The sequence below is a fragment of the Ferruginibacter sp. genome, from assembly GCF_028288465.1.
Lineage (GTDB): Bacteria > Bacteroidota > Bacteroidia > Chitinophagales > Chitinophagaceae > Ferruginibacter.
The window spans coordinates 1-25,338 of sequence record NZ_JAQBNR010000029.1; the positions used below are offsets into that span (position 1 = coordinate 1).

Annotated in this window: 24 protein-coding genes; 6 read left to right on the top strand and 18 right to left on the bottom strand. The window is 42.0% G+C overall.

Going from position 1 to position 25,338, the window contains the following annotated elements; all coding sequences use genetic code 11:
• Positions 1-1,444: aconitase family protein (locus tag JWR61_RS13580; protein ID WP_301928313.1), on the top strand; the 1,444-nt coding region annotated here is incomplete at its 5' end.
• 131 nt (positions 1,445-1,575) lie between these two features.
• Here JWR61_RS13580 and JWR61_RS13585 read toward each other — a convergent pair.
• Positions 1,576-2,145, bottom strand: a complete 570-nt coding sequence (locus JWR61_RS13585; protein ID WP_301928314.1) for a YSC84-related protein — start codon at positions 2,143-2,145, stop codon at positions 1,576-1,578.
• 197 nt (positions 2,146-2,342) lie between these two features.
• Positions 2,343-2,942 carry an START domain-containing protein gene (locus tag JWR61_RS13590; RefSeq protein WP_301928315.1) on the bottom strand — a complete coding sequence of 200 codons (600 nt, stop codon included), beginning with the start codon at positions 2,940-2,942 and terminating at the stop codon, positions 2,343-2,345.
• Positions 2,943-3,382: 440 nt separating this feature from the next.
• Here JWR61_RS13590 and JWR61_RS13595 point away from each other — a divergent pair, with 440 nt between their 5' ends.
• Positions 3,383-3,934, top strand: coding sequence for a DNA-3-methyladenine glycosylase I (locus JWR61_RS13595; RefSeq protein WP_301928316.1), 552 nt, complete (start codon positions 3,383-3,385; stop codon positions 3,932-3,934).
• Between the two features lie 95 nt (positions 3,935-4,029).
• Here JWR61_RS13595 and JWR61_RS13600 read toward each other — a convergent pair whose 3' ends face one another.
• The 3 genes from JWR61_RS13600 to JWR61_RS13610 form a co-directional block, all read right to left on the bottom strand.
• Entirely contained in the window at positions 4,030-5,151 is a 1,122-nt protein-coding gene (locus JWR61_RS13600) for an acyltransferase (RefSeq protein WP_301928317.1), read from the bottom strand.
• Between the two features lie 180 nt (positions 5,152-5,331).
• Complete coding sequence (locus tag JWR61_RS13605) at positions 5,332-5,859, bottom strand: lipocalin family protein (protein ID WP_301928318.1); 528 nt, start codon at positions 5,857-5,859, stop codon at positions 5,332-5,334.
• Positions 5,860-6,084: 225 nt separating this feature from the next.
• A complete protein-coding gene (locus JWR61_RS13610) occupies positions 6,085-6,975 on the bottom strand; it encodes a PIG-L deacetylase family protein (RefSeq protein ID WP_301928319.1) in 891 nt (296 codons plus the stop codon).
• 135 nt (positions 6,976-7,110) lie between these two features.
• Between JWR61_RS13610 and JWR61_RS13615 the strand changes: the two genes are divergently transcribed.
• Together JWR61_RS13615 and JWR61_RS13620 are read left to right on the top strand one after the other, a co-directional pair.
• Entirely contained in the window at positions 7,111-7,569 is a 459-nt protein-coding gene (locus tag JWR61_RS13615; RefSeq protein ID WP_301928320.1) for a (2Fe-2S)-binding protein, read from the top strand.
• A 5-nt stretch (positions 7,570-7,574) separates the two neighbouring features.
• Positions 7,575-9,719 carry a xanthine dehydrogenase family protein molybdopterin-binding subunit gene (locus JWR61_RS13620; protein ID WP_301928321.1) on the top strand — a complete coding sequence of 715 codons (2,145 nt, stop codon included), beginning with the start codon at positions 7,575-7,577 and terminating at the stop codon, positions 9,717-9,719.
• Positions 9,720-9,807: 88 nt separating this feature from the next.
• Here the strand turns inward: JWR61_RS13620 and JWR61_RS13625 are convergent, their stop codons facing one another.
• From JWR61_RS13625 to JWR61_RS13655, 7 genes are all read right to left on the bottom strand, one after another.
• Positions 9,808-10,200 carry a hypothetical protein gene (locus tag JWR61_RS13625; protein ID WP_301928322.1) on the bottom strand — a complete coding sequence of 131 codons (393 nt, stop codon included), beginning with the start codon at positions 10,198-10,200 and terminating at the stop codon, positions 9,808-9,810.
• Between the two features lie 367 nt (positions 10,201-10,567).
• Positions 10,568-11,560 (bottom strand): AraC family transcriptional regulator, encoded by a 993-nt coding sequence (locus tag JWR61_RS13630; protein WP_301928323.1) that lies wholly within the window; start codon positions 11,558-11,560, stop codon positions 10,568-10,570.
• Between the two features lie 3 nt (positions 11,561-11,563).
• Positions 11,564-12,553: an AraC family transcriptional regulator gene (locus JWR61_RS13635; RefSeq protein ID WP_301928324.1), complete on the bottom strand. Its 990-nt coding sequence runs from the start codon at positions 12,551-12,553 to the stop codon at positions 11,564-11,566.
• Between the two features lie 277 nt (positions 12,554-12,830).
• Complete coding sequence (locus JWR61_RS13640) at positions 12,831-14,906, bottom strand: M56 family metallopeptidase (protein WP_301928325.1); 2,076 nt, start codon at positions 14,904-14,906, stop codon at positions 12,831-12,833.
• On the bottom strand, positions 14,903-15,265 hold the full coding sequence (locus tag JWR61_RS13645; RefSeq protein WP_301928326.1) for a BlaI/MecI/CopY family transcriptional regulator: 363 nt from the start codon (positions 15,263-15,265) through the stop codon (positions 14,903-14,905). The genes JWR61_RS13640 and JWR61_RS13645 overlap by 4 nt, the downstream gene beginning before the upstream one ends.
• A 255-nt stretch (positions 15,266-15,520) precedes the next feature.
• Positions 15,521-15,874 carry a hypothetical protein gene (locus tag JWR61_RS13650; RefSeq protein WP_301928327.1) on the bottom strand — a complete coding sequence of 118 codons (354 nt, stop codon included), beginning with the start codon at positions 15,872-15,874 and terminating at the stop codon, positions 15,521-15,523.
• Positions 15,875-15,903: 29 nt separating this feature from the next.
• Positions 15,904-16,536, bottom strand: a complete 633-nt coding sequence (locus JWR61_RS13655; RefSeq protein WP_301928328.1) for an MgtC/SapB family protein — start codon at positions 16,534-16,536, stop codon at positions 15,904-15,906.
• Between the two features lie 192 nt (positions 16,537-16,728).
• Between JWR61_RS13655 and JWR61_RS13660 the strand changes: the two genes are divergently transcribed.
• On the top strand, positions 16,729-17,013 hold the full coding sequence (locus tag JWR61_RS13660; RefSeq protein ID WP_301928329.1) for a hypothetical protein: 285 nt from the start codon (positions 16,729-16,731) through the stop codon (positions 17,011-17,013).
• Between the two features lie 28 nt (positions 17,014-17,041).
• Here the strand turns inward: JWR61_RS13660 and JWR61_RS13665 are convergent, their stop codons facing one another.
• Positions 17,042-17,434, bottom strand: coding sequence for a hypothetical protein (locus JWR61_RS13665; RefSeq protein WP_301928330.1), 393 nt, complete (start codon positions 17,432-17,434; stop codon positions 17,042-17,044).
• A gap of 59 nt (positions 17,435-17,493) precedes the next feature.
• Positions 17,494-17,982 carry a hypothetical protein gene (locus JWR61_RS13670; protein ID WP_301928331.1) on the bottom strand — a complete coding sequence of 163 codons (489 nt, stop codon included), beginning with the start codon at positions 17,980-17,982 and terminating at the stop codon, positions 17,494-17,496.
• A gap of 267 nt (positions 17,983-18,249) precedes the next feature.
• On the opposite strand from JWR61_RS13670, the gene JWR61_RS13675 reads away from it, so the two are divergent.
• Positions 18,250-19,059: a DUF4382 domain-containing protein gene (locus JWR61_RS13675; protein ID WP_301928332.1), complete on the top strand. Its 810-nt coding sequence runs from the start codon at positions 18,250-18,252 to the stop codon at positions 19,057-19,059.
• 238 nt (positions 19,060-19,297) lie between these two features.
• Here the strand turns inward: JWR61_RS13675 and JWR61_RS13680 are convergent, their stop codons facing one another.
• The 4 genes from JWR61_RS13680 to JWR61_RS13695 form a co-directional block, all read right to left on the bottom strand.
• Positions 19,298-19,669, bottom strand: a complete 372-nt coding sequence (locus JWR61_RS13680; RefSeq protein WP_301928333.1) for a hypothetical protein — start codon at positions 19,667-19,669, stop codon at positions 19,298-19,300.
• A gap of 6 nt (positions 19,670-19,675) precedes the next feature.
• The gene (locus tag JWR61_RS13685; RefSeq protein WP_301928334.1) at positions 19,676-22,660 is read right to left on the bottom strand and encodes a hypothetical protein; all 2,985 of its coding nucleotides are present in this window, start codon (positions 22,658-22,660) and stop codon (positions 19,676-19,678) included.
• A gap of 26 nt (positions 22,661-22,686) precedes the next feature.
• Entirely contained in the window at positions 22,687-23,214 is a 528-nt protein-coding gene (locus JWR61_RS13690; RefSeq protein ID WP_301928335.1) for a T9SS type A sorting domain-containing protein, read from the bottom strand.
• Between the two features lie 106 nt (positions 23,215-23,320).
• On the bottom strand, positions 23,321-25,264 hold the full coding sequence (locus JWR61_RS13695) for a T9SS type A sorting domain-containing protein (protein ID WP_301928336.1): 1,944 nt from the start codon (positions 25,262-25,264) through the stop codon (positions 23,321-23,323).
• Between the last annotated feature and the right edge of the window lie 74 nt (positions 25,265-25,338).

Below are 25,338 nucleotides of genomic sequence, written 5' to 3' on the forward strand. Positions count from 1 at the left end.
CAACAGGGCAGACATTGCCAGTGCTGCAGATGCCATTGCAGCGCATTTAACCGGTGATGAAGAGGTATATGCTAACCCTGAAGCCTATTTTGACCATGTAATCGAAATTGATTTGGATACATTGGAACCACATTTAAATGGTCCTTTTACCCCCGATTTAGCTACGCCGATTTCCAAGATGAAAGAAGCCGCTGCAGCGAATGGATGGCCAACAAAAATTGAAGTAGGTTTAATCGGCAGTTGCACCAACTCTTCCTACGAAGACATCAGCCGTGCCGTTAGCCTGGCTAAACAGGTAAGCGAAAAAGGGTTAAAACTGAATTCGGAATTTACCATTACACCCGGCAGTGAGCAGGTTCGTTATACAATTGAAAGAGATGGATTTTTAGGCGTGTTTGATAAAATAGGCGCTACAGTTTTTGCCAACGCCTGCGGTCCATGTATCGGTATGTGGGCAAGGGTAGGAGCAGAGAAGGCAGAAAAAAATACCATCGTGCATTCTTTTAACCGCAACTTTGCAAAACGTGCCGATGGCAACCCCAATACATACGCTTTTGTAGGCAGTCCGGAAATAGTAACCGCAATGGCCATTGCAGGCGACCTTTCTTTTAACCCCCTGACAGATTATTTAATCAATGATAAAGGCGAAAAAGTAAAGCTGGATCCACCGACAGGTTTTGAATTACCCATAAAAGGTTTTGCGGTGGAAGATGCCGGCTACCAGCAGCCTGCTGAAGATGGCAGCGGAGTACAGGTAATCGTTTCTCCAACCAGTAAAAGATTACAGTTGCTTGATCCGTTTGCAGCATGGGAAGGTGTTGATCTGAAAGGACTGAAACTGCTGATTAAAGCCAAAGGAAAATGTACTACCGATCATATCAGTATGGCAGGGCCTTGGTTAAAATTCCGTGGCCATTTGGATAATATCAGCAACAACATGCTGATCGGTGCAGTGAATTTTTTCAACGAAAAAACAGATTCAGTAAAAAACCAGCTTACGGGCGAATATGGACCAGTGCCTGCAACACAACGGGCTTACAAGGCTGCGGGCATAGGAACTATCGTGGTAGGTGACGAAAACTATGGAGAAGGTTCTTCAAGAGAACATGCTGCTATGGAACCCCGTCATTTGGGTGTACGGGCTGTATTGGTTAAATCATTTGCACGCATACACGAAACGAATTTAAAAAAGCAAGGTATGCTGGCGCTTACTTTTGCCAACAAGGAAGACTACGATAAAATACTGGAAGACGATACGATTGATATTGAAGGGCTGACTTCATTTGCACCCAACAAAGCATTGCACCTGGTGTTGAACCATATTGACGGCACAATAGAAACCATCCTGGTAAATCATACGTACAATGAACAGCAGATTGAATGGTTTGTAGCAGGTGGCGCACTGAACATTATCCGCAGAGATTTTGCAGCGGCTAACGCATAGGGTTTCATACAAAGTGAACTAACAATATAAAGGGAACAAAGAATAAATTATAGCTTATTCTTTGTTCCCTTTTTTATGCATTTTCAGCGTTGCGAGCTTTGGATTTTTCGTTTCGGGAAATAATCGTAATGTCAATTATCTTCCTCTTCTTCTTTTTCTTCCAGCCCCTTATAAGTAAATTTTTGTCCGCCAATGGAGGCTTCGTACATCAGGCCGCCTTTTTGTTGCGTAAATACCATCACACCTTCCTGGTATTTTGCATTGGCACTGGCCCCTTCCGTAACTGCCACAGCGCTTGCCTGGGCGGCAAATTTTAATTTATCATTTTTAAATTTATCCAGCGATTCTTCGCTTTCAAAAAAGATTACTTCCCGGTACGCCTGTCCGCCAAATTGAAAACCGATGCTTACCTGCACCATATTGGCTGTGCCTACCATTTCCCCTTTTTCATACACAACACCATTGCCCGTAGCGCCGCCGATGCCCATACCACCTTTGCCAATGCTGGGGAAAATTGCGTAAGCATAACTGTCTTTAAACAGGCTGTTCATCAGCTTGTCTGATTTAATAAAGGCTGCCTTTGCTTCTTTACTGTTGGTTACTAGTTTTTCCTGTTTGGTTTGTGCCTGTACCGTTGTGATTATGCTGCCCGTTGCTGCCATTAAAAACAATACCATTATTAACCTGCTGATCTTTTTCATTTCTTGTTGAGTTAAAAATTACGACTGAAGATTGTATGGTGCAAATATAAAAAAGCACTGAATGATTGGGGCAATCATTCAGCGAGATATCATTTTTTTAACTTTTTATGATTTGGAAAACAGGACTTGATGAAATGCGGAGAGGTCAGAAGGGGGGTATAAACGCATTGCAGTTGTCCCCGAATTTTCACCTGTTATCAGTTTTTAATAAATGCAAGTTTTACCTGTTTGTATACCGGTTTTTTTACCTGTTCACGCAAGCTCTTAAAACTTTCAAACGGGCCTTTGGTGGCGAACAAATTGATAAGCCAGGCCGGTACCGTGCCGCCCGGGTCAACCTGCAATATGTATTCAATTTTTACCTGGTTGTTCGGCAAAGGTTCTATCAGCCATTTGCTGCTGGATTGCGGCACACGGACAATGTTTTTATTTTCGGGCAAATATTTGGGTTGATTATCCGCCACCACCGTAACAGCCCTGGTCCGTTCATCCTGTGTAACTTTCAGCCGGACAATAAAATCACGGTTGCTTACGGGCCATGGTACGGCTATTTCTGAATAATAATATAGTTCATCCGGGGAAGGCTGCTTCAATAATACCGCTCTTTTTGTGGCATATACCCATTCAGCGCTGTTGTTAATGTCCAATAAAACAGCTGTTAATACAGCTGGTGTTGCATCAATAATACAAACAGTTTTAATTGCTTTAAATGCAGAGTTGTCCATGTTTTTGGTATAGACTTTTATGCCCTCTTTATCCTGCCTTAATTCCCAGTTATCCTGAGCAAGACTTGTCATAGTAAAACCCACCAAAAAGCATGACAGTATAAAAGTAGGCTGCTGATACCGCAATGCCCGGATCAATTTTGCAAAAAAAATATTGTATTGTAACCACATGTAAAAAGTATTGAGTACGCCTGTAAAGTTGAGCAAATAGCAGGCCCGTTTGATTTTTATTATATAGACGGTTGAGCACGGCAGATATTTTATATTTTAAAAACAAATGGCTATTAATGTAAAGTGCATTCTAGAATCAGTGTCAGAACCCTGATATAGAGATATATGCAACGGAGCATGCAGAGACTGACTGGCATTTGTAAAACTCAAAGTAAACTGCTTGCAAACAAAAAAAATCTGTTATGAATTTGATGCCCTGTTTGATTATAACTTTGACGCAGTTAATTTATCAAATCACTATTTACACAGGTGGAATCCGGCCTGTCTTTTAAATAACAAATATGTCATACTGCAATGCAATTAATTTAATGAACGGAGAAAGACAGGCGCTGCATAAGGCGTACCACGATAAATTATATGGCTTTCCCATAAACGACGACAACGAATTATTTTGCCGACTGGTACTAGAAATTAACCAGGCAGGTTTAAGCTGGGAAACGATTTTAAAGAAGGAAATAACTTTTAGAAAAGCCTATGATAATTTCAATATAAAAAAAGTAGCAGCCTACCAGGATGAAGACAGAGAAAGGCTATTGGCTGATCCCGGTATTATCCGTAACCGGTTGAAGGTAAATGCCGCAATTGAAAATGCCAATGCAATTTTAACGCTGCAAAAGGAATTTGGTTCTTTTCAAAAATGGCTTGCATTGCATCATCCAAAAACAAAGGAAGAGTGGGTTAAGCTGTTTAAAAAAACATTTCGCTTTACCGGTTGCGAAATTGTAAATGAATTTTTAATGAGCATTGGCTACCTGTCAGGCGCTCATACCGCCGATTGTAAGATTTACAAGGTGATACTAAAGCACAAACCTATGTGGACAAACGGGAAGTAAAACGGGAACAATTTTGAGCAATCAAAAAAATCAGGTGAGAAGAGCTTGGGCAATTTAGGTGGCAACTTAATAAACCGGTTTATGCAACTGCTGTTTCAAATAACAACCGGTATTGGGTTTGGCTTTCCAGCCTTCCATTTCTTTAATTTCAAAAATGGTTTTTCAACCAGGTGCCAGCTGCAAAATGCCAGTATTGTTGTAATACACAAGGCGTAGAAAAATAAAGTCCACGGATTTAGCGAAGTGTAAAAAAAATACACCAACACTTGTTGTACGGGCCAGGCATACAAGTAAACACCGTAAGAAAAATCGCCATAACGGGCAAAATTACCCAATGAAATACGGGGATGAAAGGCGATAAAAAATAACAGGTAAGCTCCTGCAAAAGGCAACACCTCATCAATGCATTTAAACCAGCAAAAAGAGATAACGATAACAAAAAATGCGAGTGCAGCGATTAAATTATTTCGTACAATTGAACTTCTGTAATAGTAGCAACATGACCCCGCTAAAAAATAAGTTATAAACCGCGGTAAAAAAAATGGGTTACCAAACCATAAATGTTGCTTATCTGTATAAGGAAAAATATACCCATTCAGCTGAAGTGTAAATACCAGGTACATACAGAGAAACACAAGGAGCAGTCCCCATCCTTTTGTAAATAATCCTGCCAGTGCAAATAAAGGCACTAACAGGTAGCATGCAAATTCAAACTGTATAGTCCACAAAGAAAGGTTGAGCCCCTTTTCAGGCGATGTTTTAAAAAAGGAATACTGATAAGGGTTTTGAAGCGTAAAGAGATGAATGAGTTCGTTTCTTTTATGAAGATTGGTTAGGTACTGCCGGTAGTTCATCCAATCAAACAACAATCCTGTTCCGATAAAGCCGGCAATCAATATGCTCAACGTAAAGGCAGTTATAAAACCAGGATAAATTCTTAATATCCTTTTGGTGAGATAATTAATTGTGGTGCAAGATGATTCAAAACTTTTTAAAATCAGGAAGCCGCTGATAATGAAAAAAAAATCAACAGCCATACTGCCAATGCTGATCTGTCCATGACTCCAGACAAGAAATGGTTCTTTGGTTAAAAAATTGACGGTACCATAATACATCACATAACTGTGGCACAATATTACTGAAGCAGCAAGAAAATAGCGGATAAAATCAAAATTATTAGGGAAAATTTTGGGACTGATAAGCAATGATTTACTCATGTGACTGTTTAATAAAAAGTTTAATCATTAGTTATACTTAATATTTTTCTCAGTCAAAAATAACCAATATCAGTGAGAATAATTCAGAGCACCTTATCCAATGATACTCCGTAAAATATATGCCGTTCGGTAGCATTGTTGCGATAATTTTTAATCATTCTGCCAGTAATTACCATTTTATTAATCCTGTTTTACCCATACCAAATCAGCAGTTTTATAGCCAAGGGCCTGCGCCTTTTGCAGGTAATCTTTCTTTACATTTTCCGGCATTGTTTTTTCTCTTGAGAGCAGCCACAAATATTTCAGATTTTTGCCCGCCACCAGTGCATACTGATAATTTTCGTCCAAGGCAATTACATTGTATGCTGCATAAAAAGGACCGAAGAAAGACACTTTCAAAGCACCTACATCGCTGCTTCCCCTGAATTTAGCTTTGCCCGTTGCTGTTTTATTTTTAGCTTTTGTAGTATCGAAACCGCGGTTCACTACTTTTATTTTTCCATCCGTCCGGAGCGAATATTCGGCAGTTGTATTGATCATATTTTTTTCAAAACGAAAATCCATACGTGCAATTTCATACCATTTACCGAGGTACTTGTCTTTATTAAAATGCTGAACGGGCTGGGCACCTTTGGGTATTGTTGAACAACTAAACATGGATGGTACTATTAAAATTAGAGATGCAAAAAGACCTATTTTGTGATGCATGTTGATTCGTTTAGACAGATATAACACATTATATGCCGGTATAGTTGTATCCAGGGATGAAAGCTTAGCGGGACTTAAAAGTATAAATCATTTGTGGCGCAGATCATATCCTGAAGGAGATGGTTGCAGGCAGCAGACGCTGCGGGTCGCAATTCATCTGGATGACTTAGGATAAATAATAAAGAAAAGCTGACACCCAGGGCATCAAACTTAAAAAAATAATTTTTATTTCACCAGCATGGGGAATAATCGCCTTATTTCCGCTTCATCCGGTTGTGCACCGTACTCGCAAATTTCAAATGCTTCCGCGAATTTTACCTGCGCAGCTTTTTCATCACCATACCATCTGGCCAGCGAAGTTTTTATCGCGGGTGTTATGGGTTCAACCCATTTAGTTGCCAGCCATTTAATGCGGTCGTTTTTATCTTTTGGTACCTCGTTTAGATAATGTCCTATCCAAGGCAACCATTCATACACCTGCGACACATGTGCATCCAATGCAAAAACCTTTTGATCATTTACGCTGGTAATATCAACAGCAATATCCGGGCGGAAAGGATTGGGCCGCTGAAAATTATCCTGGAAATATAAAAACACCGGGTTCTTTTTTAATGCTGGAACTTCAGGAGCGACATTGGGTACAGATACCATATAGGCCGCATCCTGCACCAGTACCCCCGTATAACGATGATCCGGATGGTAGTCGTTGGGCCGGGGCGCAATCACTACATCGGCATTCCATTCCCTTATTTTTTTGATGATTTGAAGACGCACTGCAAGGGTGGGCATCAGTAAGCCGTCATGGTTGTCCAGCACATCATATTTTATCCCGAGTCGTTTGGCAACTTCCTGAGTTTCGGCGTAGCGGCGTTTGGCCAGTGCCACACCTTTCATTGTCTGGTGGCCGGCATCACCATTGGTTACAGAAAGAAATTTTACCGCATAGCCCATCTTTGCAAAAATAGCCGCGGTGCCGCCGCTGTTTACATCACAGTCATCCGGGTGTGCGCCGATCATGATAATTCGGACTCTGCCTTCTGCAGACTGGGCAAGGACGGCATTGCAGGAAATTATAACAATTGAAATGAACAGGATAAGATGTCTGAATGGCTGCATACAAATCGTTTTAGTTTAAATAAAGATACTGTTTATTGAAAAGCAAAATATTTGTGCACCTGTACATGCTGTTTGAATTTTATAGCTCCATCTTCTTCAAAATTTTGTAGTTTTATACACATAAAAACGCTTACTATGCCGGTATATAATTTACAAATAAACGGGAAGCAACTTACTGCCGATGTTGCTGCTGATACACCCTTGCTATGGGTACTCAGGGATCACCTCGGATTGTTGGGAACGAAGTACGGTTGCGGCATAGCACAATGCGGCGCCTGTACCGTACATATGAATGGGGTGGCGATGCGTTCCTGTTCGTTGCCGGTGTCGGCAGTCAGAACTGCTGCCATTACAACCATTGAAGGCTTATCAGTGGACGGAGATCATCCTTTGCAAAAAGCCTGGGATGAAACGGATGTACCGCAATGCGGATATTGCCAGGCGGGTCAGATCATGACGGCCGCTGCCTTGCTGAAAAGAAATCCTCATCCAAGCCTGACTGAAATTGAAGATACCATGCAGGGAAATATTTGCCGTTGCGGCGCCTATCACCGCATCCGGGAAGCCATCCAATTAGCCAGCACAAAAATTTAATGCACATGCAACAATCAATCAACAGCCGGAGAGATTTTTTGAAAAAAGCTGCCATCGCCGGAGGCGGACTTGTATTGGGTTTTAGCTGGTTTGGCGCAGATGGGGAAGCGCCCGCTGTGCTTAAAGGATCGTTCCCTGAAAAAAGTATTGGCTTCAACAGCTACCTGTCTATTGCAGCTGACGGAAGGGTTACCATTCTATCCCCCAACCCGGAACTCGGGCAAAATATCATGACGTCTTTCCCGATGATTGTTGCTGAAGAGCTGGATGCCGATTGGACAAAAGTAAAAGTTGAACAAGCAGCACTGGACACTAAAAGTTTTGACCGCCAGTTGACAGGAGGTAGCGGTGCGGTACCTCATTCATGGAAGAGATTGAGAATGGCCGGGGCAACAGCGAGGGCAATGCTGATACAGGCTGCGGCAACACAATGGAGTGTACCAGTAACGGAATGTACTGCCAGCAATGGGTTTGTATTGCATGCAGCCAGCGGGAAGAAAGCAGGTTTTGGAGAATTGGCTGCACTGGCTGCAACGCTGCAGGTGCCGAAAGACGCTCCGCTAAAAGACAGGAAAGATTTTAAGATCATTGGTCATGCCGTGAAAAATGTTGCCAACAAAGGCATAGTAACCGGCAAGCCAATGTTTGGATTGGATTTTTACCGGGAGGGGATGCTGTTTGCCATGATACAGCGCCCGCCGGCATTTGGTACGAAAATAAAAACGGTAGACAGTGCCGCGGCGAAAGCCATGCCAGGGATTATTGATGTGGTGGTATTTAAAAACAACGTGGCCGTGGTAGGCAAATCAACCTGGGAGATCATTAAGGCAAGGAAGCTGCTGAAAGTCGAATATGAAAATGAGGGAGCTATTGAAAGTACGTCTGATCACAATGCTATTTTTAGAACAGTGATGGACAACGGAAAACCCGAAGTAAAAAGAAAGGATGGCGATGTTGATGCGGCTTTTGCGTCGGCTGCAAAAATAATAAAGGCAGAATACCAGTGCCCGTTTTTATCGCATTCGCCCATGGAGCCAATGAATTTTTTTGCGCATGTAAAAGCAGATGGAGTAGAACTGGTTGGCCCCTCGCAAACACCCGCCAGCGCACGCACTGCAGTGTCCAAATTATTAAATATTTCTGAAGATAAAATTACATTGGAGCTTACCCGCCTTGGCGGTGGATTTGGACGCAGATTGAAATTTGATTATGTGCTTGAAGCAGCAGAATTATCAAGTATCATTAAAGCACCCGTAAAACTGATCTGGACAAGGGAAGATGATATGACCGGTGGTAACTATCGTCCTGCCGTACGGTATCACTTTGAAGCAGCCCTGGATGCCAAAGGAAATCTGGTGGGCTATAAATGCCGCGGCGTAGGCATCAATGCCGGTAATCTCGTGCGGGAAGATAATTTTCCCTCAGGGGCGGTAGATAATTTGCTGATTGAAAGCATCGATTATAAATCGCCCGTAACAACCGGCGCCTGGCGTGCACCCATCACCAATTTTTTGGGTTTTGCAGAGCAGGCTTTTATTGATGAAGTGGCGGAAGCAGCTGGTAAAGATCCGGTACAATTCAGGCTGGAGCTGCTATCCAAAGCAAGAATAACTCCGGCCGGCGCCATCAAATATAATATCGACCGCATGGAAGGTGTAATAAAAATGGCTGCTGAAAAATCCGGCTGGGGAATAAAGAAGCCAGGCATTTCACAGGGTTTCAGCGTTTATTTTTCTCACCAGAGTTATGTGGCACAGGTTTGCGAAGTAGCAATGCAGGCGGGCAAACCGGTGGTAAAAAAGATTTATGCCGCGGCAGATTGCGGACAGGTGATCAACCTGAGCGGCGCCCGTCAGCAGGTGATGGGTGGCATCACCGATGGGTTGGGTCATGCCATGTACAGTAAACTGAGTTTTAAAAATGGAGCAGCGGAGCAATCCAATTTTCACAATTACCGGCTGATACGAATGAAGGAAATACCGGAGATAGAGCCTTATTTTGTTGACAACGGCATCGACCCTACAGGATTGGGCGAACCTGCATTGCCACCCACTGGTGGAGCAGTGGCGAACGCCATTTATAAAGCCGCGGGAAAGCGGTTACGTAATCAGCCTTTTATGGATGAACCTGTTTTCAGCGGTAAGGCCTGACGTTGTATTTCGGGTAGTCTAAGGCATAGCACTTTAATTATGTAATTCATGCTTATGCACAGGCTGCTTGTAAGAGCACGTATTTTATTCAATTATCCAGAAAATGAAACTCTTCATCGGCCTTTACAAGATTAGTCATGTACATAAAACTTTTTACCTGCATCACCTGTTGGATGGAGACAAGATCGGCAAACAATTCATCTGACAAATCGATGGTTGCATAGCTGTTTTCCTCACCGGTGAAATCCTGGTTACAATATATCAGCACATCATGTTCTTTAATATACTCTTGCCATTTGACTGGCTCAAACAATGGTGCACAAACGGTTTTATCCGAGAGTCGGAAAATTCTGATGCGTTCCTTCCAGTTTGTAACCAGCGATGTTATGGCTACATTTTCATTTTTTAAACGCTTTAGCAAAGAGATGCCGATCGGTTTGCCGGCACCGGCAATAAAGATCTTTTTTCGTACAGGGTCCATAGTCATACTTTTAAAAGCCATCCGCCAGGGCGGATGGCTTTGCATTGCTGAAAAGAAATGCGTCTTCTGTTGGCGTAAAGGATATTATATCTAAAACCGGGGCGTACCTGGTCGCTTAAAATAGCAACCCATACAGAAGTAAACTTGTCTTAATAGCTACGGAAAAAACGAAGTGAAATTTCAGGGATATTGTATTATGTATTTCTTACACAATAAATGCGCTAATTGCGAGTGCAAAGGTGCGATGAAAAAAAAGATGCTGCAACCTGATAAAGGGTTTGTCTTTTATGAAAAAAGACAAATATGTGCTGGTTGGATAAAAGAAAGAGGGGGGATTATGATCTATAAGGATATTAAAGGCCACAGTTTAGTAAGGCGTAGTTAACATTTCTCCCGGCGAAATATGGAATTGCTTTTTAAAAGCCGCAGAAAAATTAGACACGGCAGAATAACCCATTTGCCAGGCCACCTCTTTAATGGAAAGATTATTTTCAAGCAGCAGGTGCCTTGCCTGGTTTAGCCGGCTGGCATTGAAATACTCGTAAATGGACTGTCCGTATGTTTTTTTAAAAAGCGTTTTTAATTTACTGGGGCTCATGTGCACACTGGTGGCCATCTCATCCAGTGTGGGGGCAGGCTGGTTAAAATCACGCGTTAAAAAAACATCCAGCTCAATAATTTTATCAATATCGTCAAAACGCTTTTGCTGCTGATCCCATTCCTTAAACTGCACATTTATTTTTTTAAAATAGTAATCCGTTATTTCAAATACTCTTGTAAGCGCTTTAAAATTATAAGCCGGGTCACTTGCGGGCATGTTGATGATACTAAACAACGACTGCCTTGTATTAAAATCCATTGGCACCATATTTACCCCTTTTAATTTAAGTGAACGCAAGGCATGCAACCAATAATTCACAGCATCAGCAGGAAGGTATTTTTTCAGCCATTCAGGCCTGATGATAATATTAGCGGTTTTTAAAACGGTCCCTTTTTTCAAGGTGATATCCAAACCAAAACGCGAGCTGGTTAAAACAATACTGCTGTAGATATCAGATGTGTCCCTGAACACCTCACCATCCAGGTTTACCTGCAGTGCGGTTTTGATTTCTACATAATCCACCCTTAATATAAAAATTTCCGGCAGTGAAGCCATCCGCTGCCAGGTGAAGTCCTGGTGAAGAACACAATCATGTATGATGGCCTGCAGACCGTTGGGAAAAGACAATAATTTAACCTGGCCGCTGGCAATTTTTTCCGGAAAACGAACGGTATTATTTTCATATGGAACCTGTAGTAAAGCCGCAAATTCTTTACAGTAATTTTCATAGTCACTAAAGTCGTAAGTGAAAATAGTCATGGGTTAATCATTTTGAAATTGCTTACGGAATTCATCTGCTGTAAGGCCGTACATTTTTTTAAATGAAGAAGAGAAATTACTTGGGTTGGCATAACCCAGTTCAAAAGCCACGTCGGATACCTGTTTGCCCTCCCGCAAGTACAACATACCCTGCTGGATTTTTTGTTCTTTGAAATACTGATGCAATGTTTTATTGTGCAGCTTTCTGAACTTGTTTTCAATTTGTGAAAAAGGAAGTGCAGTTATTTTTTTTAATGATTCAATGTCAGGAGAAGCATATTCCACCTGTAGTTTCAATGCATCTTCAATTGCCAGCAGATCGGCAGTTTCTTCTCCCGAAACAGTTTCATCCATATCGGCAAATTTTTTAAAAAAAGTCATGAAAAACCATTCTACCAGCTGGTGAATATTTTTGGTAATGCTGACCATATTTTTATTTTTCTGCCACTGGTAAAAAATGGAATTTACTTTTTTTTCCTGCGAGGCAGAGAGCTGGGCAAAGGCAATTCCCCTGCATAACACCGCATAATAATTGCTTAACACTTCCTGCAGGTAAACGGGATTAAAGAGTTGTTCCATTAAAGCCAGCGGTAAAAAAATCATGATTGATTTTCCTTTTGTGCCTTTGTTGCGGAGTTGCGAAAAACTAAAAGCGCTGTTTAATAAATAGGCATTGAATTGCTCTGGCAAATCAAGCGTTTTTCGTTGATTGTTAATGCTGAATTGCTGGCCGGTAGTAACTGCCATGTCGAACCATAATACCAGGTTGTTGGTCAGTTCCGCTTCGTGTTTAAAAAGAATGTCCTGTACATAATCGTATTCAGAGATCAATATTTCGATGTCGGAGAGCAGGCGCAGGTGTTGGGTAAAACCGCCACCCAATGCTACCGGTACATCAATACGGGTTGCTGTATCATTGATGCCATAGGCCGATTTTAATTGTTTGAAAATAGCGGATGCATCCAGGGTTGTATATTGAAAATGATAGCTCATAATCTGATACAATATATAAAAAAAACAGCAGCCTTTCCTGAAAACTTCGCCTGTTTTTAAGCTACATCAGTCTTATTTTTATCGGCTGGATCCAGTAGCTCCTTCTTTTTAACCGGCGGGGCATTTGGTATACAGAACATATACTCTTTCATAAATTTAAAATTTACAACGAAAAATAATTTTTCTTTAAAGTTAGATCTAAAAAAAAAGTTTACACTTTGGGTGTAAACTTTTTGGTTAATTGGTTTTGATAAACTTGCAGAGGTCTGTCTCTCTGTTAATTGCCTAACACAGACTTTAACGCAATATACTTGTCAACGCTTTTCATATTATGGCCTTTATCTCTCATTGATTTTATAAAAGAGGGAGTAGTACCGGTTGCAGTTGCGCCAACAATATCTTCCAGGCTTACATTATCAAATCCCAGGTCTTTGTAGTTTTTTACCAGTGCAGGAGTTACGTTTTGTGACTTCAGGGCGACCAAATCATCAGGCTTAATATTACTGAACCCTGCGTTGTGAAATCCCTTGACATATTCAGGCGTAACACCCAGCGATTTCATCGCAATGAGGTCGTGGTTTGCCAAATTGTTATAACCCACTTCTTTAAAAGAATTGATAAAATCTTTGTCAATATTCAATGATTTAAAAGCGATAACATCATCATAACCATCATCACTTTTACTATTGTTATCGGTGTTTTTATTTTTATTGTCAATGACTGCGTCATCCTTATCATCACTATTACCGTTATTATTTTTTTCAGCCTGTGCTGAACTTTTAAAATCGGCAATGTATTTTCCATCAATACCCTGTGCCTTAAAAGTGATTACTTTTTCAGGATCAAGATTTTTATATCCCGCTTTGCGGATTTCTTCAATGTAGGTTTTATCGATGTTCAATGCCTTAAAGGGAACCAGGTTATCCAGGCTGATGTCTTTAAAGCCTGCTTCTTTTATGGAGGAAATATAGGCTTCGCTGATGTCAAGGGCTGCCAAAGGAATCAGTTTGTCTTTGTCCAGATCGTTGTAGCCATTTTTCTTCAGCATTTGTACATAGGACTGTTTTATGTTTAATAAAAAGAACACCAGTTCCCCATCATCTTCGGTAACGCCGATGCCTTCTTTTTGCATGGCATCACTGTAAGTTTTATCGGCTACAAATTTGTATTTACCCATGCCATTGTCGCCTTCAAATTTACCGGTAAATTCCATCGTGCCAGCTTCACGTGTTAAAGTAAAATTACCCTGTGTTCCTTTTGGAAGACTACTGAATTCGCTCAGGAGAAAGGTATTGTTGTTGTTTGATTTGTCATCGTCATCACTTTTAAACTGCATGCTTACTTTGTCACCTTTTATGGTGGCAAACCAGCTGCCTGAAGTTCTCATTCCATGCTCATGCCGCGGATGAGCAGTTGGTTTTGCCTTTGATGAAAGGGTTTGACTGTTGACAATTGGTTCGTTAAAGAAACATACAAATAATACCATGAGGGGCAACAGGAAAAAGTATTTCCAGATTGTATGCACGTTTGATTTTTTGGCGTTCATCATGAGTAATCGTTTTTTTAGAAGTGATTGATTATAGTTTGTTGTAAGGCTCAAGGGAAAGTGCGGCGCAGCCACTTTTAGCAGGCTCATCTGGTAGCTTTCTTTTTCTACGGCCTCCTGCTGCAGTAAGGTGTCATCCGTAAAAAATTCAAGGTTGTTTTCCAGTTCTTTACGCCACTGCCAGGCAAAGGGATTGAACCATTGAAAGATGAGCACTATTTCCGCCAGCAGCAGGTCAAGTGTATGCTTTTGTTCAATGTGTATTTTTTCGTGCAGCAACACCTGACTGTAAGTTTCCCAATCGTATTTTTCAGGATTGATAAAAATATTATTGCCGAAAGAGCAGGGAGCTTTATCACCACTGATTTCTACAATGCGAAAGGGTCCGTCTTTAATAACTGGTTTTGAATAAGCTTTATACAGCAACACACCAGCCTGCATTAAAAAGTTGAGCGCAAAAAGAATTACACCAAACCAATATAAATAAACAGCCCATTGCATTACCTGTTGAAAATTGATGGAGGAGTTCTTTTCTGCGTTTTCAATGAGTGCAGGTACATTTTTTTCTGTTAACTGAACAGCCGTATTTTGGAGCGTTGTTGCAGTTATTATGTCTGCCTGCGAAGGCATTTTTCTAAACGACATTTGTTGCGGTACATGCAGCAAGGGCACAGCAAAGGCCAGCAACATGCAGCCCAGTAATACAAACCTGTTTAACCGGAAAAAAGTTTCTTTTTGTAACAGCAGCTTATAAAAAACAAGACAGGCTGTAAGAATAAGTGCGGCATACAAAATGTAAGGAATCATTTGTTGTCTTTTTTAATGATGTTTACTATTTCAGTCAGTTGCTTTTCGGTGAGCTTTTGCTCCTTTGCAAAAAAGGCCAGCATGCGGGGATAGGAGTTGTCGAAATACTGGCTGACAATATCTTTCAGCGCAAATTTTTGATATTCTTCCCTTCCGATTAAAGGATAGTAGCTATGCATGTTACCAGCCGTTTCCCTTTCAAGAAATTCTTTTTCTTCCAGTATTTTAACAATGGTTGCCACGCTGTTATAGTGTGGTTTCGGGTCGGGCAGCAATGGGATAATATCCCTGATAAATGCCTTGTTTAAATCCCAGAATACCTGCATGATTTGTTCTTCCCTTTTTGCCAGTTTTAGCATGTGTCTAATTTTATACAATGATACTACTAATTAGTTAGTAGACAAACTAATTTATTAGGAGTGGTATTAAATTAGTTTGAATGGTGGGAAAAAAAGGCGTGTAATAATACTTTTAAAGGGATATAAAAATTGCTAACGTAGCGTAAAAATGGCAGGGTGCTGCAACACTTTTTCACGCGGTGATACAATGCATAAGGCAAATGGCTGTACGTTTTTGGAAGAAGGTTTTGAACTTTAAAGTTATACGGAAGCTGCTTAAACAATTCTGCAGGGAACTTCCAGGTCTTCACTCAAATAATAACTGGCGCAAATGCGATGGTACCCATCGGCTATAATCAACTTGCCGTCGCTCCTCACTAGTAAAAGGGGCGACAACTTTTTGCCGTTTTTAAATTTTTCCAGGTTGGCTGTTACATGGATATTTTCTTTAGGCAAAAGCGGAAGTTCGCTGGCTCTTAAAATATCCTTTGCTTTTTTGTTTTTTGTTTTTACTTTTTTTAATTCCTCCACTAACGCGGTCGCTTCCTTTAGTGGCATTAACAATTCCAGGTAATCAATTGCTGCCGGAAAATCATGAGCCTCGGGATTCGCCAACCAAATTTTACTCATAAAAAAAGATAAAAATTAAACAATCAAAATTAAAAATCAAGTTCTTTAATGGCCGGGTCTTTTAATAAAATGTTAATCAGGTTTTCGTGACTGGCTTTGCTGCCGGTTAGCTTCCAGTGGCCGGTGATATTTTGTTGGGATAAGGTTTGTGTTCCCCTGATGACATTCAGGTGCGCCGTTCTGAAAATCTTTTCGTAAGCTTCCAGCGTATCGGCTGTATAGGCACATACAATACGGTAGTCGCGGGTGGTGCTGCGGGTATCAATATAATGTTCTGCAAATACCAGCAGCGATAATACGCACAACACTGCTGATGCACCAATAAAAGCCAGAAAAATATATCCGGCTCCAACGCTCATACCCAGTGCCGCACATACCCAAATAGTGGTGGCAGTAGTTAATCCGTTGATGCGGTTATCATCTTTAAAAATGGCACCTGCCCCTAAAAAGCCAATACCGGTAATAATGTTGGCGGCCAGCCTGTCAGGATTAGCCGTGCCGATTTTAAGCGACAGCATCGTGAAAATGCAGGAGCCTACAGATACCAGCATCAGTGTACGCAACCCTGCCGGCTTGCTGCGATATTCTCTTTCAATACCAATTAACAGACCTACCAGCATGGACATAATTATTTTTAAAACATCGTCGTAATACAATTCCATAAAGCGGTTTTAAAGTTTAAATGTAATTATTATTTACAGCATTTAACTCAACTATCCAATGGTTAAACAAGAGCTTGTTTTAAAATGCTAGACCGCCTGCAGGCAGAAAAAAGAAGAGCTTGTCGAAAATTGGTAACATACAAGCAAACGGTAAATGCTTTAATTTTATAATTATAACTTCGGATTGAAAATATGACAGCAGCGATATTTAAACTGAGTACCAACTTAAACGAACCGTCACCCGATATGTCAGCCTATTTACAGGCCTTGTGGTATGATGCCAAAGGCAATTGGGAAAAAGCCCATACATTAATACAGGATATAGAAGATAAAAATGCCGCATGGATCCACGCGTACCTGCACAGAAAGGAGGGCGACAATTGGAATGCAGACTATTGGTACCGTCGTGCTGGTAAAAGCAGGCCAGTTGTAGATTTAGATACAGAATGGGCAACTATTGTGAGCGCTTTTTTATAGCTGGTTGAATTGTATACCGATAGTGATGTTATTCATTCAGCAGCAATAATATCGGATCAAGGTCGTACCTATTTTCATCAAATGCAACCAGTGTTTTATTTTCAAGCGCAGTACCCAATTTACGGAGGTCGAATTTTTCTTTAAACTTCATGTAGCAGTTGGCTACCATCGTACGCAATTCGTTTTTATCAATTACGTCTCCCGGGTCTATTACGTAAGTATCACCAGCAACATATTCCAGCAGCGTTTGTTTTTCAAAAATAAATTCGCAGGTAAACCTGCAGGCCAGGCCCTTTTTTTCAGCCGTTCTTTTTTTCATTACGTCCAGTGTAATCAAGCTGGTCAATTCACCTGTATCCAGTGACTTCAGCGGCGGTTGGTACAACCATTTGTTAACGATGAGTTCTGTTTGTTCTATCATAACTGGTTTAAAATTGTGTGTATGCGTTAATGCTACTGTAAAATACTTATGCGGGATGGTTATGGTGCTTTAAAATCCTGGTTGGTAAAAGGTGGATTCACCGGTATTGTAATCACATTAAATTCATGCGCAGTGCTGCGGTGACAGTTATTGCAGGTGGCTGTAAGCAATAAATAACCACTTTTAAATTGTGCCATATTTTTTTGCTCTATGGCTCTGTTTAAACTATCAATTGCCCCATCCAGCATCCCTATACTTTTCGATTCTGGCCTGTCAGTACAATATTGCTGAATGCCGGCCAGCGCTTCTTCTATTTCCTTAATTTCAAAGTCGGCCAACTTCCAGTTTTGGTTTTTGCCGGCAAACCAAAGCTTGGCATGATGCACTTGTATGCCCGACATAAATTCACCAAATCCAGGTTTATAAGTTGCTGCCAACTGGTATTGCAGGCTATCCACTTTTTGTTGCAACGCCAGGTTATTGCCAGGCTGCCGGCAGGAAAATAGTGTAATGATAAAAATGAGTGCTGTGATTATCGTAAGCTTCATAATGCCTTTGGTAGTTAACTGAAAAACCAAATAAAGTTAGCGCAATGTTTAATTGTAACAGGTAACTATTTTCTTCTGCTTACCATCTAAAACTAAAGTCTGTGTCGTGTTTTAGATAATGTATGTAATGATAAGTGGCAGGTTAATTAATTTAATGCGTTCTAAAGGCAGGAAAGCTATACGATGAAAATTTTACATACATTAAGAAATAAAACATGGAATAGAATTTGTCTTACTGTCGCAAATAAACCTCTTAAACACTCATTTATGAAAACTTCATTCACAAGAACGCTTATGGTTTTTACGGTACTGTTTATCACTTCCGTACTTATTTTTTCGTGTAATAAAAACAGCAATAATTCCAGCGACCAACCCCGCTTACAACTAACACTATCTGATAACCCTCCAGTGGGTATCAAGGAAGTATGGGTTGATATAAAGCAGGTGGAAATAATTGTTGGTGACAGTGCCCGTCCGGTGATACTGGATGGCGTACATGCAGGGGTGTACAACTTGCTTGAATTAACGGGCGGCAAGGATACCTTGCTGGCCGACGCATTGATTCCAGCTGGCACAATCAGCCAGATCCGGCTTATACTGGGCGATAATAATTATATCGTTAGTCCTGCGGGTGATAAGATTATGTTGAAAACCCCGAGTGCACAGCAGTCGGGGTTAAAGGTGCAGTTGCACCAGGATGTAACAGGAGGCGTGTTATACCGGCTGGCACTGGATTTTGATGTGGCACGCTCCATTGTATTTGCCGGCAACAGCAGCAATGTTATTTTAAAGCCGGTACTTCGGGTACTGTCTTTTGTTCCGTCAGGCGGCAATATCAGCGGCGCAGTACTTCCGGATTCGGTGGTAACATCAGTGATCGCCATTCGTGGGACTGATACGATTGCTTCCGCCTTCACCAATCCATCCAACGGAGGGTACTTACTGAAAGACGTTCCGGCGGGTAATTACACGTTGTCTTTTATGCCTACAGACACTACTTATAAAACGGTACAAAAAAACGCATTGGTTGTGTTAGGACAAACGACCATAGTTGATACGGTTCAATTGCAACATTGAGCCACCTGGTTAACTAAAAAAATGGCCGTCTCTTTAGTGAGGGACGGCTATTTTATTGATGCTGTAGAACCACATCACAAATCATTTTAGGATTTATGTTGTAAAATGTTTCAAGTATTGTGCTGATGAAATTATAAAAGCCACCGGACAGGGGAGAGAAGTGAGCCTGTTGAGCAAGTACCATAAAAAAAGGGCCTCAATATTTTACATTGAAACCCTCGCAATAAATAACGTATTTTTAGTACTGACTTCCGTTCTTATTTCTTTTGTTCAGCGATTGACTGCTGAATTGTGCCATTGTTATTGTATTGCTGGGCAATAGTTTTCGCTTCTGTTCGGGGCTCAGATTGTTATTCGGATGATCCTCAGAACGGATATTGCTTTTTTGTGACATCATCGACAGCTCCCGGGAGGATTTTTGGCTCGTCAACCCTGGTTTTGCCAAAGCTGCCGCACCTGGTGCGGTTTGCTTTTTATCTAATGCGGCCTGGACTTTCTGGGAGTAGAAAGACTGGATGGGTTTATCGCTCGCCAGTCTTTTTTGTGCGAAACTGCAGTTAGCCCAAACAACCAATATCGCTACTATACAAACAGATTTGTTTCTTTTCATCTAAAATTATTTTACACTTACCAAAACATTGATACTGCCAACACTATTACTATTGAAATCCTGTAGTGCTTTTCCTAAAACCTGCCCTACTTTTACTTTTTCAGGATCACCTTTCATAGCAACTCCGGCAAGGCTTGACGTTACAATAAAGTCTCCTCTTTTAATACGGCCGCCTTCCAGGCAAACCTTGGTTGGAAGTACACCAATTACGCCCATTGGTACCATATTTTTTAAGCTGTTTTTTTCCGCATTTTTTTCTGTTAATGACAATCCTGGTTTGGTTGCATATACGCCTGAAATAAGATTGGAATAAGGTGTAGTTGATTTTTCAACAGTACGGTCTGTTTGCTGCGAAATAACCAATACATCACCCGGCTCGTACTGATTGATGTTGCCTTCTATATCGAAATATTCGGCCACATCGGCGCCACCTACCTGCGTACCTCCGTTAAAGAAACCTTTACCGGTTTCATCTATGCGGGCAACGTTGGCTCCATCGGCAACAAATACTGCTGTGTTTCCGGTTTGGTTTCCTTCCAGTTCCGCTACCAGTGCAGTTCCGTTGGCGGTACCGTTGCTATTTGCAAGTGCCAGTATTGCTACGCCGTTATCTGCACTGTTAATTCCTTTCACGCCCGCATATTTACCATCATTTCTTCCAATTACACCGCTGCCAAAGTCACTAACTGTATAACCCAGAATAGCGTCACCGCCGCTGTTGTTAATACCCATTAAGGCAAGGCCTCCCGCGTCATTTGCAATGCCGAGCATACCATTACCGAAAGTGGCCACACTGGTGAGACCATTGCCATATCCCTGGTTTGTTAAAAACAAAGCATCGCTTGAGCTGGATGAATTTGAAATATCAAACTGGGCTGCGGTTCCATTAGTACTGGTAGCAAAAAGACCTGTTCCGGAATTGCTGGATGCGTAAACACCGATTCCTGAACTGGCCTGGCCATTCACACCCTCTCCGGATTTGGACGTGCCATATACACCTTTGCCACTGCCACCGTGCGATCCCCAGACACCCATGCTTTTTGCACTGGTGCTATAGGTAATACCGCGAACGCCCGCTGACGAATCGCCCGCAGCAGTAGCGCTGATCTTACCAAGTATTCCGATCACTTTAGGAGCGGCCGAACTGTTTACACCTTCCAGCGCAGTTGCTAAACCACTGTTGGTAACAGAAAATAAATTAGCAGCATTGCTTCCGGTAAAGCTGTATGGTAAGGTAAATGCACCCGCGTCATCTGCTCCCGGGGCCCATGATGTTCCGTCATATTTTAATACCTGACCTAAGGCTGGAGCAGTATTGCTGATGGTATTTCCCTGTAATTTTATTACGGCCGGGTTAGGGTAGGTACCGCTAAGATCTCCGCCGGCAGCGCCATTTGGAGGTAAGCTGGCCGGCAAAACACCCGCTGCCAGTTTGTTTAAGGTAATTGCACCGTCGGCAATTTTAGTGCTGGTGACAGCATCCGCATTTATTACCGGATTGGGATAGGTACCGCTAAGATCGCCACCTGCAGTCCCTGAGGGAGGCAGTGTCAGGGGAAGAATACCGCTTGCTAATTTAGCGGCAGTAATTGATCCATCTGCAATTTTAGTTGTGCCAACAGCACCTGCTGCAATTGTTGGAGCAGGATAGGTACCTGTAAGATCACCGCCTGCACTTCCCGAAGGCGGTAAAGTGGTTGGTAAAACGCCTGCTGCCAGTTTTGATAAGCCAACAGCACCGTCTGCAATTTTATTATTTGTGATGGCATCCGCATTGATTACCGGGTTGGGATATGTTCCGCTGAGATCACCACCCGCATTACCTGTTGGAGGTAATGTTGCAGGAACAGCACCTGGAGCTAATTTAGCAGCAGTAACAGATCCGTCTGCAATTTTAGTTGTTGTAACAGCGTCGGTGTTTATTACCGGGTTGGGGTATGTTCCGCTAAGATCACCACCCGCATTGCCTGTTGGAGGCAACGCTGCAGGAATAGCACCTGGAGCTAATTTAGCAGCAGTAACAGATCCGTCTGCAATTTTTGTTGTACCCACCGCACCTGCTGCAATGGTTGGTGCAGGATAACTTCCTGTAAGATCACCCGCTGCAGTTCCTGATGGAGGTAAAGTAGTAGGCAAAACACCTGGTGCCAGTTTGGTTAAACTCACCGCACCGTCAGCTATTTTACTTGTTGTAATTGAATTTGCATTTACAACGGGATTAGGATATGTTCCGCTAAGATCACCGCCTGCACTACCCGATGGAGGCAAGGTTAATGGTAATGTGCCCGCTGCTAATTTGGCTCCCGTTACTGAACTGTCAGCAATTTTGCTTGTACCCACCGCACCGTCTGCAATTTTACCGTTAGTAACCGCATTTGCAGTAATAACCGGGTTTGGGTAAGCTCCGTTAAGATCGCCTCCTGCATTACCTGATGGAGGTAAAGAAGTTGGCAAAACGCCACTGGCCAGTTTAACGCCGGAAATACTACTGTCTTTTATCTGCGCAGCAGTAATGGCATTTGCAGCAACCGAAGGATTAGGATAGTTGCCCGTTAAACTTCCGCCCGCCTGGCCTACCGGTAATGCACTGGCTGCATAAAATGAATAGGGCACGCTAAGCAATTGGGCAGAACCCATTTTTACAAAAGAACTGCCACCTTTTTGATCCATTTCCACTTCCAGGTATTTATCACCGCCACCGGCCCAGTTTACAGCTGCAAGTGTACCACTGTTGCTGGTGGCTCCTGTACCCCCAATACCGATGGTGAACATACCAAAAGTGTTTGTCTTAACCGTCCGGGTTTCAGTATATACAGTTGGGCCGCTTGCGCTACCATCATGAATATTCAGTCTTACAGATATAGACTGGTCAGGCAATACAATGCCAAAAGAATTTCGGGCTACCCCCTGGTAATTGATCTGGCCGGGTGCCTGTGCCAACAGCCCTGCTGATAACAACAAAGTACTGAGTAATGTGAAGAGTAATTTCATAATTGGATTTGAATTGGACATTAGTGTTATAATTTAACGATTTTAAAAGAGCCACTTCTTAACTCTGATCCCTGGTATAATTGCAGTGTGATTTTAAGTATGTAGTTACCTGGCCTGAAGGCAGACATATTGATTTTTTGAAGCTGCGCATACCCATACATATAGAACGATCTTTTAACAAGGGGCTGGCCGAGTATATCATACAATTGCATGGTAACAGAACCTGTTTGATTTGTTTTTAAATCTACTTCCAATATATCACGGGTAGGGTTGGGCAGTATCCGCACTTCTTCCTGCTTTAACTCGGTATTGGCGATTGCCACATTGGCCGGGTCAGTAATGGTTTGCAAAAACCCGTTGGTTAGGTTGTACAACATATCAGCAGATTGCATGGTATTTACAGCTGCCAGTTCTCCAATACTCCAATCGATACTAAAATGACCTTGTTGGTAAGATCCGCCTGATGTATTGATTACCTGCTGTAGTGCAGACTGGCCAAAGCAGTGTGACCCTGAGGCAAATGTGAGGGCTAGTGCAATCAACTTACATTTCATAAAGAGTTATTTATTGGGTAAACGCTAATATGTCAACTTTATTGAATGTAGATTATAATAATTATAATAAATCCAAAATATTATGCGGACAGTGGATGGCCCCGGGTTATCTGGTAAGTACAAACTGCTTTACAAAAACTTTTTTTCCAATGGTTGCTTTAACTGCATACACGCCAGGCTCAAATTTTTCGAGTTCGTTTAAATGTAAGACAGAGGTGCCCGATTTGATTTGTCTTTCAGTTGACTGGAGCAATTTACCTGTAAAATCAAATAGCAATAGTTGCACAGTTTCTTCCTTTGATGAAAACAAGGTAATGTGTACCTTATTTTTAGCAGGATTTGGAGCGATCTCCATTGAAGAAACAATTTCATCTGCCTGCACTTGAACGATTTTGCTATAAGATCCCTTGCCATCTTTACCAACTATCTTAAGCCGGTAATAAATAGACGGCGCGGTTGATAAAGGTATTTTGCTGGTGCTGTTATAGGCCGCGGCTGCTTCCGCAGCAGTTGCTTTCTGAGGATTGCCTGCAAGTTGAAAATGGATGCCATCCCAACTCTGTTCTACCTGGAAATAATTGATTTGTGCATTGTTGGCCACGCTCCAGTTTAGCTGAGCGAGCTGTTTTTCTTTAGTAACCGAAAAGGAAATAATATTTGTTTCCAGCACGGTACAGTTGGTACTGTAAGTAATGCTCAACGTATCCCTGGCATATGCGGGGCACCCTGTTTGTAAACGTTGTGTTACAAAATAAGTTCCCGGTGCATCTGCAAAAACAGAGGTACCTGTTGTATCTCCTGAAAAATGGCCATCCAAAGTAGACCAGGTGTAAACAGAATTGGCAACAGGATTGGTTACCGTTAAGTTGCTTACGCCCAGCGCACCACAAAACATCGGTATATCCGCAAATATATTTGCCTTGGCAGCCATGAAAAAATCAAACGGGCCAACAAAATCTTTCAATGCTGCGGTGAATGAATTGGATGCACGACTTTTTACCAGTACCCTGCGGAAGGGCATTCCGCAGGAAGGGGCTCCCAAAAGATTAACGGGATCAAGACCTATTTTTGAAAGGTTAACTGAAAACTCCATAAACTGTGTGGTGGTATAATCGGTATGAAGTGAATTATCGCCCAACACTAATTGAAATGGCCCTGCCCACGTATTAGCTGAGCAGGTTAAACCCGTATAGAAAGCCCCCGGTGTTAAAGGCCTGATACCCGCATACCCAAATTGGCTGCCAGAAGCCGCTCCGTCGAAACTGCCTGTCCAGGCAAAATCCATAGGAACCATTGACAATGCTGCTCTGTCCACCCAAATCCTTGCCTCAAGCGAATCTAAGCCCGTATTATATTGCGCACTAAAAATTACATCGCCGGCAGATATGATATCGCCTGCATTATTAAATTTCCAGGATGTGTGACCAGCGTCCGGACCATAGCCAAAAAATTGCCTTGGACCACGGTCGTAATAAATATCCGTTTGGTACATTTCAAAATCTACATATCGGCTACCGCTTGTGTTTTCTATTGAAACGCCACCAAACATCCATAAAGAATCTGTCACATCAGGGCCTGCCCTGCGCACATGTACCATCATATCCAGTATTTCATTTTTATCGGGGATGGACTGTGAAACCGGGCAAGACCAACTTGCCGGGCTGTCTCCGTTTTTGTTGGAGCCAGAGGCAAACATGGTAGAGTCCTGGCCATGATAATCCCGGGTATATACCGCATCAATTAAAAGTCGGTTATTTACGATTGTATAAGCGGGAAAATGCATGGTGCGGTAAAATGGAAGGTTGCGTGTTGCCGGGTTGGTAGAATAGCCCTGCACAATGGCTGCAGCTCCTGTAGTGTCAATCACATATTGCCCGGAACCACTATTAATGTTGAACCAATCATCGTTGCCAGATTGCCCGAAATTATTAAAGTAATTTGCCTTCAGGTCGGCATCTACACCAAACGATGCTTTTATTGTGGGCGTAGTAATCTGGCAGGAGGCAGAAAAGGTGGCAAGACACAGCGAAATAAAGTAAAGAGGTTTCATAGTTATTCATTTTCAAGGTATCGGATTGAGTACATTGTTAGCGCCCACGGGCAGTCTCATACTTTGTAGAAAAG

Bases quoted from the DNA above. Each gene is read 5' to 3' on its own strand.
- JWR61_RS13630 (WP_301928323.1), bottom strand. From the start codon at position 11,560: ATGACTATTTTCACTTACGACTTTAGTGACTATGAAAATTACTGTAAA.
- JWR61_RS13645 (WP_301928326.1), bottom strand. From the start codon at position 15,265: ATGCTAAAACTGGCAAAAAGGGAAGAACAAATCATGCAGGTATTCTGG.
- JWR61_RS13650 (WP_301928327.1), bottom strand. From the start codon at position 15,874: ATGAGTAAAATTTGGTTGGCGAATCCCGAGGCTCATGATTTTCCGGCA.
- JWR61_RS13610 (WP_301928319.1), bottom strand. From the start codon at position 6,975: ATGCAGCCATTCAGACATCTTATCCTGTTCATTTCAATTGTTATAATT.
- JWR61_RS13620 (WP_301928321.1), top strand. From the start codon at position 7,575: ATGCAACAATCAATCAACAGCCGGAGAGATTTTTTGAAAAAAGCTGCC.
- JWR61_RS13605 (WP_301928318.1), bottom strand. From the start codon at position 5,859: ATGCATCACAAAATAGGTCTTTTTGCATCTCTAATTTTAATAGTACCA.
- JWR61_RS13625 (WP_301928322.1), bottom strand. From the start codon at position 10,200: ATGGACCCTGTACGAAAAAAGATCTTTATTGCCGGTGCCGGCAAACCG.
- JWR61_RS13685 (WP_301928334.1), bottom strand. From the start codon at position 22,660: ATGAAATTACTCTTCACATTACTCAGTACTTTGTTGTTATCAGCAGGG.
- JWR61_RS13690 (WP_301928335.1), bottom strand. From the start codon at position 23,214: ATGAAATGTAAGTTGATTGCACTAGCCCTCACATTTGCCTCAGGGTCA.
- JWR61_RS13595 (WP_301928316.1), top strand. From the start codon at position 3,383: ATGTCATACTGCAATGCAATTAATTTAATGAACGGAGAAAGACAGGCG.
- JWR61_RS13585 (WP_301928314.1), bottom strand. From the start codon at position 2,145: ATGAAAAAGATCAGCAGGTTAATAATGGTATTGTTTTTAATGGCAGCA.
- JWR61_RS13590 (WP_301928315.1), bottom strand. From the start codon at position 2,942: ATGACAAGTCTTGCTCAGGATAACTGGGAATTAAGGCAGGATAAAGAG.
- JWR61_RS13655 (WP_301928328.1), bottom strand. From the start codon at position 16,536: ATGGAATTGTATTACGACGATGTTTTAAAAATAATTATGTCCATGCTG.
- JWR61_RS13665 (WP_301928330.1), bottom strand. From the start codon at position 17,434: ATGATAGAACAAACAGAACTCATCGTTAACAAATGGTTGTACCAACCG.
- JWR61_RS13615 (WP_301928320.1), top strand. From the start codon at position 7,111: ATGCCGGTATATAATTTACAAATAAACGGGAAGCAACTTACTGCCGAT.
- JWR61_RS13695 (WP_301928336.1), bottom strand. From the start codon at position 25,264: ATGAAACCTCTTTACTTTATTTCGCTGTGTCTTGCCACCTTTTCTGCC.
- JWR61_RS13675 (WP_301928332.1), top strand. From the start codon at position 18,250: ATGAAAACTTCATTCACAAGAACGCTTATGGTTTTTACGGTACTGTTT.
- JWR61_RS13670 (WP_301928331.1), bottom strand. From the start codon at position 17,982: ATGAAGCTTACGATAATCACAGCACTCATTTTTATCATTACACTATTT.
- JWR61_RS13640 (WP_301928325.1), bottom strand. From the start codon at position 14,906: ATGATTCCTTACATTTTGTATGCCGCACTTATTCTTACAGCCTGTCTT.
- JWR61_RS13635 (WP_301928324.1), bottom strand. From the start codon at position 12,553: ATGAGCTATCATTTTCAATATACAACCCTGGATGCATCCGCTATTTTC.
- JWR61_RS13600 (WP_301928317.1), bottom strand. From the start codon at position 5,151: ATGAGTAAATCATTGCTTATCAGTCCCAAAATTTTCCCTAATAATTTT.
- JWR61_RS13680 (WP_301928333.1), bottom strand. From the start codon at position 19,669: ATGAAAAGAAACAAATCTGTTTGTATAGTAGCGATATTGGTTGTTTGG.
- JWR61_RS13660 (WP_301928329.1), top strand. From the start codon at position 16,729: ATGACAGCAGCGATATTTAAACTGAGTACCAACTTAAACGAACCGTCA.